This window comes from Anaerococcus porci, assembly GCF_034090325.1.
In the GTDB taxonomy this organism is placed as follows: Bacteria; Bacillota; Clostridia; order Tissierellales; family Peptoniphilaceae; genus Anaerococcus; species Anaerococcus porci.
Map to the genome: position 1 here is coordinate 41,558 of NZ_JAXDSU010000029.1, position 7,761 is coordinate 49,318.

Annotated in this window: 13 protein-coding genes; all 13 read left to right on the forward strand. The window is 30.1% G+C overall.

What is annotated here, in order from left to right:
* Nucleotides 1-34 precede the first annotated feature (34 nt).
* The 13 genes from tmk to SOR60_RS03240 all read left to right on the forward strand — a co-directional run bounded on the left by tmk (nucleotide 35) and on the right by SOR60_RS03240 (nucleotide 7,480).
* The gene (gene tmk, locus SOR60_RS03180) at nucleotides 35-664 is read left to right on the forward strand and encodes a dTMP kinase (RefSeq protein ID WP_154538913.1); all 630 of its coding nucleotides are present in this window, start codon (nucleotides 35-37) and stop codon (nucleotides 662-664) included.
* Complete coding sequence (locus SOR60_RS03185; protein ID WP_154538912.1) at nucleotides 661-990, forward strand: cyclic-di-AMP receptor; 330 nt, start codon at nucleotides 661-663, stop codon at nucleotides 988-990. The genes tmk and SOR60_RS03185 overlap by 4 nt, the downstream gene beginning before the upstream one ends.
* A 3-nt stretch (nucleotides 991-993) precedes the next feature.
* Nucleotides 994-1,821, forward strand: coding sequence for a DNA polymerase III subunit delta' (locus SOR60_RS03190; protein ID WP_320595171.1), 828 nt, complete (start codon nucleotides 994-996; stop codon nucleotides 1,819-1,821).
* The gene (locus SOR60_RS03195) at nucleotides 1,796-2,608 is read left to right on the forward strand and encodes a PSP1 domain-containing protein (RefSeq protein ID WP_154538910.1); all 813 of its coding nucleotides are present in this window, start codon (nucleotides 1,796-1,798) and stop codon (nucleotides 2,606-2,608) included. The genes SOR60_RS03190 and SOR60_RS03195 overlap by 26 nt, the downstream gene beginning before the upstream one ends.
* Before the next feature lie 79 nt (nucleotides 2,609-2,687).
* Nucleotides 2,688-2,864 carry an indolepyruvate ferredoxin oxidoreductase subunit alpha gene (locus SOR60_RS03200; protein ID WP_154538909.1) on the forward strand — a complete coding sequence of 59 codons (177 nt, stop codon included), beginning with the start codon at nucleotides 2,688-2,690 and terminating at the stop codon, nucleotides 2,862-2,864.
* A gap of 118 nt (nucleotides 2,865-2,982) precedes the next feature.
* Nucleotides 2,983-4,248, forward strand: a complete 1,266-nt coding sequence (gene uraA / locus SOR60_RS03205; RefSeq protein ID WP_320595172.1) for a uracil permease — start codon at nucleotides 2,983-2,985, stop codon at nucleotides 4,246-4,248.
* A gap of 289 nt (nucleotides 4,249-4,537) precedes the next feature.
* Nucleotides 4,538-4,777, forward strand: a complete 240-nt coding sequence (locus SOR60_RS03210; RefSeq protein ID WP_229771186.1) for a hypothetical protein — start codon at nucleotides 4,538-4,540, stop codon at nucleotides 4,775-4,777.
* Nucleotides 4,770-5,072 carry a hypothetical protein gene (locus tag SOR60_RS03215; protein WP_320595173.1) on the forward strand — a complete coding sequence of 101 codons (303 nt, stop codon included), beginning with the start codon at nucleotides 4,770-4,772 and terminating at the stop codon, nucleotides 5,070-5,072. The genes SOR60_RS03210 and SOR60_RS03215 overlap by 8 nt, the downstream gene beginning before the upstream one ends.
* A 153-nt stretch (nucleotides 5,073-5,225) precedes the next feature.
* Nucleotides 5,226-5,906: a polymorphic toxin type 50 domain-containing protein gene (locus SOR60_RS03220; protein ID WP_320595174.1), complete on the forward strand. Its 681-nt coding sequence runs from the start codon at nucleotides 5,226-5,228 to the stop codon at nucleotides 5,904-5,906.
* Nucleotides 5,899-6,105, forward strand: a complete 207-nt coding sequence (locus SOR60_RS03225) for a hypothetical protein (protein ID WP_154538906.1) — start codon at nucleotides 5,899-5,901, stop codon at nucleotides 6,103-6,105. Before SOR60_RS03220 ends, SOR60_RS03225 begins: the two co-directional genes overlap by 8 nt.
* A 74-nt stretch (nucleotides 6,106-6,179) precedes the next feature.
* Entirely contained in the window at nucleotides 6,180-6,491 is a 312-nt protein-coding gene (locus tag SOR60_RS03230; protein ID WP_154538905.1) for a DUF6275 family protein, read from the forward strand.
* Nucleotides 6,492-6,515: 24 nt separating this feature from the next.
* The gene (locus tag SOR60_RS03235; RefSeq protein ID WP_176269269.1) at nucleotides 6,516-6,683 is read left to right on the forward strand and encodes a hypothetical protein; all 168 of its coding nucleotides are present in this window, start codon (nucleotides 6,516-6,518) and stop codon (nucleotides 6,681-6,683) included.
* A 68-nt stretch (nucleotides 6,684-6,751) separates the two neighbouring features.
* Complete coding sequence (locus SOR60_RS03240; RefSeq protein ID WP_229771185.1) at nucleotides 6,752-7,480, forward strand: hypothetical protein; 729 nt, start codon at nucleotides 6,752-6,754, stop codon at nucleotides 7,478-7,480.
* Nucleotides 7,481-7,761 lie beyond the last annotated feature (281 nt).

Consider the following 7,761-nt stretch of genomic DNA (forward strand, 5'->3'; position numbering starts at 1 on the left):
TTTAATCTTTCCTAAATTAATGTATAATAAGGATATGAATGGTAAATTAATTGTATTTGAAGGTCCAGATGGTTCTGGAAAAACTACTGTCTTAGAAAAAATATATGAAAAATTATCTAAAAATGGGTATGAAGTATATAAGTTCAGAGAACCAGGTGGAACGCAAATTTCAGAAAAAATTAGAGAAATAATATTGGATAATGAAAATATTAATATGTCTGATAAGTGTGAAGCTTTATTGTATGCATCTAGTAGAGCACAACTAGTTGATGAGAAACTAAGGCCACTCTTAAAAAAGGGAAGTTTAATCTTATGTGATAGATATGTCTTAAGTTCAATGCTTTATCAAGGTATAGGAAGAAACTTAGGTATAGATGAAATAAAGAAAATTAATGATTTTGCTATAGGAGATGTCAGTGCAGATTTGACAATTTTTCTAAATATAGATTATAAGACTGCTCTTGATAGAAAGAGGAAAAACTTTGTTTCTGATAGGTTAGAGAATGAAGATTACACTTTTCATAAAAAAATATATGATGGATATATTAAACTTTCTAAGATGTATGAAGATGAAATTATATCAGTTGATGCTAATAAAGATGTTAATACTGTGATTAATTCATGTTTGAAAATTATTAATGATTATTTAAAGGAGATAAAATGAAACTTTTAATAGCTATAGTTCAAGATGCAGATGCAAACTTTTTGATGGACTCATTAACAGATAAAAGATATAGAGTAACTAAACTTGCAACTACTGGAGGTTTTTTAAGAGAAGGAAACACAACCTTACTTATAGGTATAGAGGAAGAAAAACTTGAAGAAGTTAAGAAAATTATAGAAGATAATTGTAGAAAAAGAACAACCCAATCTTCAGTTATAAATCCTACAGCTGATTCTCCACTTCTTGCTGCAAGTGCACCAGTAGATGTGAATGTAGGTGGAGCAACAATATTCATTTTAGATGTAGACCAATATATTAGAATCTAATTTATGGAAATATTAGAAAATCAATTAAAAAATAATAAAATTTTTAATGCTTACATCTTTGAAAGCATAAACAAAAAGTACACTTTAGAGAAGGCAATAGAGTTTTCAGAAAAAATTTTTAATAATTATGGTGTTGATATAATGGATAATGAGAATCCTGATCTTGACATAATTAATAAGGACTTTGATCTTAAAAATATTCCTATAACTATTATTAGAGATATGATCAGAGATATGTATCTAAGACCATATAATGGAAAAATTAAAATCTATATAATAAATGATAGTCAAAATCTCACTTTAGAAAGCTCTAATGCCTTATTAAAGAGTATAGAAGATTCTAAAGATTATGTGGTAACTATATTTACGACAAATAATTCTTATAATTTACTTAAAACCATTAGGTCAAGATGCCAAATTATTAGTTTTGAAAGTAAAAACGAAAATGAATCAGTAGATTATGATAAACTTTGTGATATTTTAACAGGTATTATTAAGGGAAATCTTTCAATATTTTATAAAAACAAGGAATTCTTTAATAAGCTAAAGGATAAAAGAGAAGATTTGTTTGATCAAATATCAGTTTTTTTTAATAATTTATTAAGATATAAGTATTTTAGTAAAGATATGATAGAAGATAAGAATTCCATATTCTACTTTAAAAGAATAGAGGATTTGCCTTTTGACTCTATTGAAAGGATAGTAAAAAAAATAGAAGAGATTAAAAAAGGCTTTAAAAATAATGTTAATTTTGACATTTCTGTTGAAAATTTCATTTTTTTTATATATAGAGAGGGGAAAGAGTTTGAAAGTAGTAGGAATAAGCTTTAAAAAAGCAGGGAAAATATATTACTTTGATCCTTGTGATCTAGACCTTAATTTTAATGATCAAGTTATAGTTAACTCTAACTCATGCCTTGAAATAGGAATGGTAAAAGTGGTAAATAAGGAAATAAATCCAAAAGAATTTGATAAAGAATTAAGTAAAGTAATTAGAAAAGCTAATGAAGAAGATTTAATTAAAGACTACAAAAACAAAAAAGAAGCTAAAGAAGCAGTTCAAATTTGTCAAGAAAAGGCAGATAGACTAGGTCTTAATCTTCATGCCATAGATGGAGAATTTACATTTGATAGGAAAAAACTAATGATTTATTTTTCTTCAAATACTAGGGTTGACTTTAGAAAGCTTGTCAAAGAGCTAGCATCAATTTATAAAAATAGGATTGAGCTTAGGCAAATTGGAGTTAGAGACCATGCAAAACTTATTGCAAGTGTTGGAATATGTGGTCAAAAGTGCTGCTGTTCTAGATTCTTAAATGACTTTCAACCTCTTTCTATAAAAATGGCCAAACAACAAGAAATAACTCTCGATCCTAATAAAATTTCAGGTTTATGTGGAAGACTAATGTGTTGCCTTGCTTACGAAGATGAAAATTATAAAATTGCTAAAAAAAGTATGCCAAAACCAGGTCAAAAAGTAAAAACAGAAGATGGCATTGGTATAGTTTTAGAAAATAACTATGTAAAGAAAAAATGTAAGGTGAGAGTTAAACTAGAAGATGATGATTCTGAAATTATAAGAACATATTGCTCTAAAGAAATAAGTGAAATTAGTTAAAGTTGTTGATACTTACTATCATTTGACATAAATAAAGCTAACTACTATAATATAAATATAATAAATTAGGAGGTAAATTATGGCTTATAGAATAGATGAAAATACATGTATTTCATGTGGTTCTTGTGAAGGAGAATGTCCAGTTCAAGCTATTGAACAAGGAGATGCAGCTTATGTTATAGATGAAGATACTTGTATCGACTGTGGATCATGTTCAGCAGTATGTCCAGTAGAAGCAATCTCACCAGCAGAATAAGATAATACATAAATTTAGCCCAGATTCTCTGGGCTTTTCATATGCCTATTTTTAAGATTATTATTGACAATATAATCTATATTTGTTAACATAACTCTTAGTAAAATATGGAGGTATTATGAAAAATTCAAAAAAAATTTACCAAGTCGAAGATAGAGTACCCTTTAAATTATTATTGCCCTTGTCAATCCAACATACCTTTGCAATGTTTGGAGCAAGTGTACTAGTTCCTATTTTATTTAAAATAAATCCAGGAATTGTGCTATTTATGAATGGTATAGGAACTTTATTATTTATATTAATTACAAAGAAAAAGGCACCAGCTTATTTAGGTTCTTCATTTGCATTTTTAGCACCAGGTACAGCTATAATTGCAAAAGATGGGTTTGAATATGCTCAAGGTGCTTTTATTGTTGTCGGACTTCTAGGTTGTTTATTAGCTTATTTCATTTATAAATTTGGTATAGGATGGATAGATTTAGTACTACCGCCTGCCGCAATGGGAGCAGTAGTAGCCCTTATAGGTTTTGAACTTGCTGGAAATACAGTAACAGGCGGTTCAATTGGTGCTAATCTAATGACAAACACAGCTACCACTGGTGACTTTTTTGTATTTGCCATAACATTATTTACTGCCATAATTGGATCTGTTGCTTTTAAGGGATTCTTTTCAACAATCCCTATTTTAATAGCTATAATAGTAGGCTATATTTCTGCTATATTTTTTGGCATGGTAGATTTCACACCAGTAATAGATGCAAAAATTTTTACTATACCAAACTTCTCTTCACCTAAATTTTCAGCAGAGGCAATTCTATCAATGATTCCAGTAATACTTGTAATAACAAGCGAGCATGTATCTCATCAAGTTGTCACAAGTAATATTATAGGAAGAAATTTACTTGAAGACCCAGGACTTCATAGGTCAATATTTGCTGATAACTTTTCATCTGCGCTTTCTGGTCTTGTAGGAGGGGTACCAACCACAACCTATGGTGAAAATATTGGAGTAATGGCTATAACTGGAGTATATTCTGTTCAAGTTATAGGCGCTGCTGCAATTATATCAATCATTATGGCATTTTTTGGACCACTAGCTGCCTTAATTCAAACCATACCGGGCAATGTAATTGGTGGAGTTACATTTCTACTTTATGGAATGATTGGAACAAGCGGAATAAGACTTCTAGTTGATCAAAAGGTTGACTATTCTAAATCTGTTAACCTAATTCTAACTTCTGTAATTTTTATAGCGGGATTATCTGGATTAAAAATTAAATTAGCATCAATTGAACTTTCTGGAATGGTATTAGCATCAGTTGTAGCAGTACTTCTTTCCTTATTTATGACAATATTAAGAAAATTGAACTTAATAAATGAATAAGATGAAATTGAGACTTTCTTTAAGTCTCTTTTTTTGTAAGAAGAAAAATGATTCTTAAATCTTTAAATAGTATTAGTTATTATTAGTGATTCGTCAAAATATAGATTACCATAAATTCTGAAATTACTTCAGTCTAAAATGAAAATTATTATATACTATCGATGAACTAGGTTTTATTACTGACAATCCATCATCTGCTGAGGCTATTAAGGCAAGTCATGAGACTTTAAGGATTACTGCTAGAAAGGCTCAAAGATGTTTTGGAGCTGGGTTTTTAAATGTTGGCTATGTGGCAAGGTGTCTTGAAGATAAGCATCCATATTTAAGGAATCAGTTTTATTCTATTAAGCCTAAGTGGCAACCTGTGTTCGAGCCTGATGTGGCTACTCTTTCTGGGATTGGAGATGCATCTATTAAGATTAATCAGGCTATACCTGGATTTTTTGGCAAGGATAATCTCTCTGACCTTACTGGTTTTAATGCAAGTGAGAATCCTCCTGAAATAGATAAGGGCGATTTAAATGGATAAGGATATAGTTCCTGAATTAGCTAAGGCTATAGATGAATCTTTTAAGCTTAAGACTAAGGAATCTAGGGTATTAAAAGATAAGCTTTTGAGGTTAAAAAAGAAGATGGCCAATCATGAGGATTCATCTCAATTTGCTAAGGAGCTTGGAGATATTTTAGCTGATGCTTTTAAAGACAATTTGAAAGATGGAGTTCTTCCTGATGGAAAGATGTATTATAATATAGCTGATAGACTTATTAATCCTAGGCTAAAGGAAAACTATAATATTATTAATGATTATGGAAAGGAAGTTTAAACTAGGCTAAATAAGGATGCAGGCATTAGCATAAAGGCTATAGACAGTGGGTATAACGAAGATAAGGTTCGTGGTATTGTAAATTATGTATCTAATAGTGATAAATATGAGGATGCAGCTGATACCTTTTATTCTTCTATAGAAAACTTCTCTATGTCTGTTATAGATAATCTTATTAGGTCTAATGCAGATTTTCACTATAAGGCAGGTCTTTCCCCTAAGATTATAAGAAAGAGTAATGGACATTGTTGTGATTGGTGTTCAAGTCTTGTTTGTGTATATGATTATAAAGATGTCAAAGATAATGGTAATGCAGTCTTTAGACGTCATAGACATTGTGATTGTACTGTTATATATGACCCTAGAGATGGGGGTAAGAAGAGGAATGTTCATACTCATAAAGAATGGACTGATTCTAATAAAGATAAGAGGTTAGCTATAACTGCCAGATCTTCATCTATCTATATAGCTAAGGAAGTAAGAAAAGGAAATTTAAAATTAAACTTTAATAAAGATCATTATGAAAAACACATAGAAGGGACTAAAAGATTTGACGATTATTATAAATCAAGAATAAATAAGGGCTATGGAATGCAAAGTATTTTATCTATAGATTATGATATTGCACAAAGACTTATAAATGATAATTTTGGGAAAGGCATTGTGACAGTTACCAAATCTGGCAAACCTAGGAATGAAGAAAATATAAATTTTAATAGGTTTATTGGGTATTATGTATATAGAAATAAGAGATATCCAACTACAAAAGGAAAGATAATATATTCGAAAAAAGGTAGTCATATAGTTCCAATTAAAGGAGAAGATTTTGATTGATTTAGAAAAGGCACAATGGGCAGATTATATAAAAGTAATATTAAAAAATGGTAAAGTTTTTGAAGGCTCAGGAGATGGCATATTAATGGCAGAAGATTTTGATGACAAGGATTATAAGTTCGATACATTCTATATATCTACAAAAGATGAAAATATTGCTATAAAAATTGATGAAATAAAGGATATAAAATTCGAATAAGCACAACTAATAGCTTACAGGTATAAGATATTAGAGGTGCTTTTTTAATGTTAATTTAAAGAAAGGAAAACAAAATGAAACATGAAGATTTTATAGAAATAGCAAAAAGAGAAGTGGTAAGTTTTGAGGCTTGTAGAGTTGAAATACCGCTTGATATTAGCGAACAGTTTGATGTGAAAGATGTGTTTGTTGTTTGGTCTTGTAAGACTTTACAAAATTCAAAGGCTCTATTGTCTATGCCACATAAGGGGGCCTTATATTATGAATTTACTTTGAATGGAGATAAAGAAGAAATATATATGAATGCATATAGGAAATTAGTTAATAAGAAATTAGATAAAAACTATATAAAATCAAATCATAAAGATATTTATGAGAGAACTTAAGGTTCTTTTTTTATTGGAGGTATTATGGAAACGAAGAGTAAAGGGGTTAATTTTTATGAGCTACTAACTTTGCTTTTTATAGGGTTAAAACTTACAGGCTTTATTGATTGGTCCTGGTTTTTGGTTTGGTTGCCTTACATTGTGGATCTTGTAGGTAGTGTTTTGGCTCTATATATAGATATTAATTTTTAAATTCGATTGACCTTAGTATGTCGTTAAACTGCTTTTTTTATTTGCAATTTTTTAAGGGGGTTTGTTATATGAATAGATTAGGTAAGCAGACTCCTACCCATAAAATAAGTCATAGTTATAGTAAGTCGGATTATAAAGAGGCTATTAAGCTTTATGAAGGATCTAAGAGAAAGACAATGGAGTGGCAGAGGTTACTTTTAAAGGATATCTTGGCCATTAATAAGGATGGGCTTTGGACTCATACTAAGTGTGGATATTCTTTGCCAAGAAGAAATGGTAAGAGTGAAATCTTAGTGATGAGGGAGATATATTCCCTTCTTAATGGTGAAGTTGTAAACCATACTGCCCATAGGACCAATACTTCTCATGCATCATGGGAGAAACTTTGTAGAGTGCTTGATGATGCTGGGATTGAGTATGAATCTCTTAGGGCTACTGGTCGTGAGAGAGTGGAGATTCCAGAAACTGGGGGAAGAGTTGAGTTTAGGACTAGGACTACCACTGGTGGTCTTGGAGAAGGCTTTGACCTTTTAATTATAGATGAGGCTCAAGAGTATACAGATGATCAAGAGTCGGCTTTAAAGTATACAGTTACCTCATCTAAAAATCCTCAGACTATAATGTGTGGGACTCCTCCAACTCCTGTATCATCAGGTATGGTTTTTGTTAATTTCAGGAAACAATGTCTTTCTTCTCATCCTAATAATGCTTATTGGGCTGAGTGGTCAGTTCCTGAAATGAGTGATATACATGATATGGAGTATCTTGATTATGCTACTAATAAGATAATAATATAAGAAATTATTATTCTTTCTCAAGGTTTATTTCCAAAAAAGGATACAGGGAATTCATATATTTAAAGATAAGAATACCAATAAGTTAAATTTAATAAAAAATAGTCAAAGCCAAAATTTCGTGTAAAATTTACTAGTCCTTTATGAGTATATTATATTATCATTTAAGCACAGATAGGGCTTTAGCTTTTATATATTTGAAGAAATTTTACCATGAATACTTGCTTTCACTATAACTTAGGTCTAATCCTATGATTTTTCTATTTTCTTTTTCGTTTATTCTT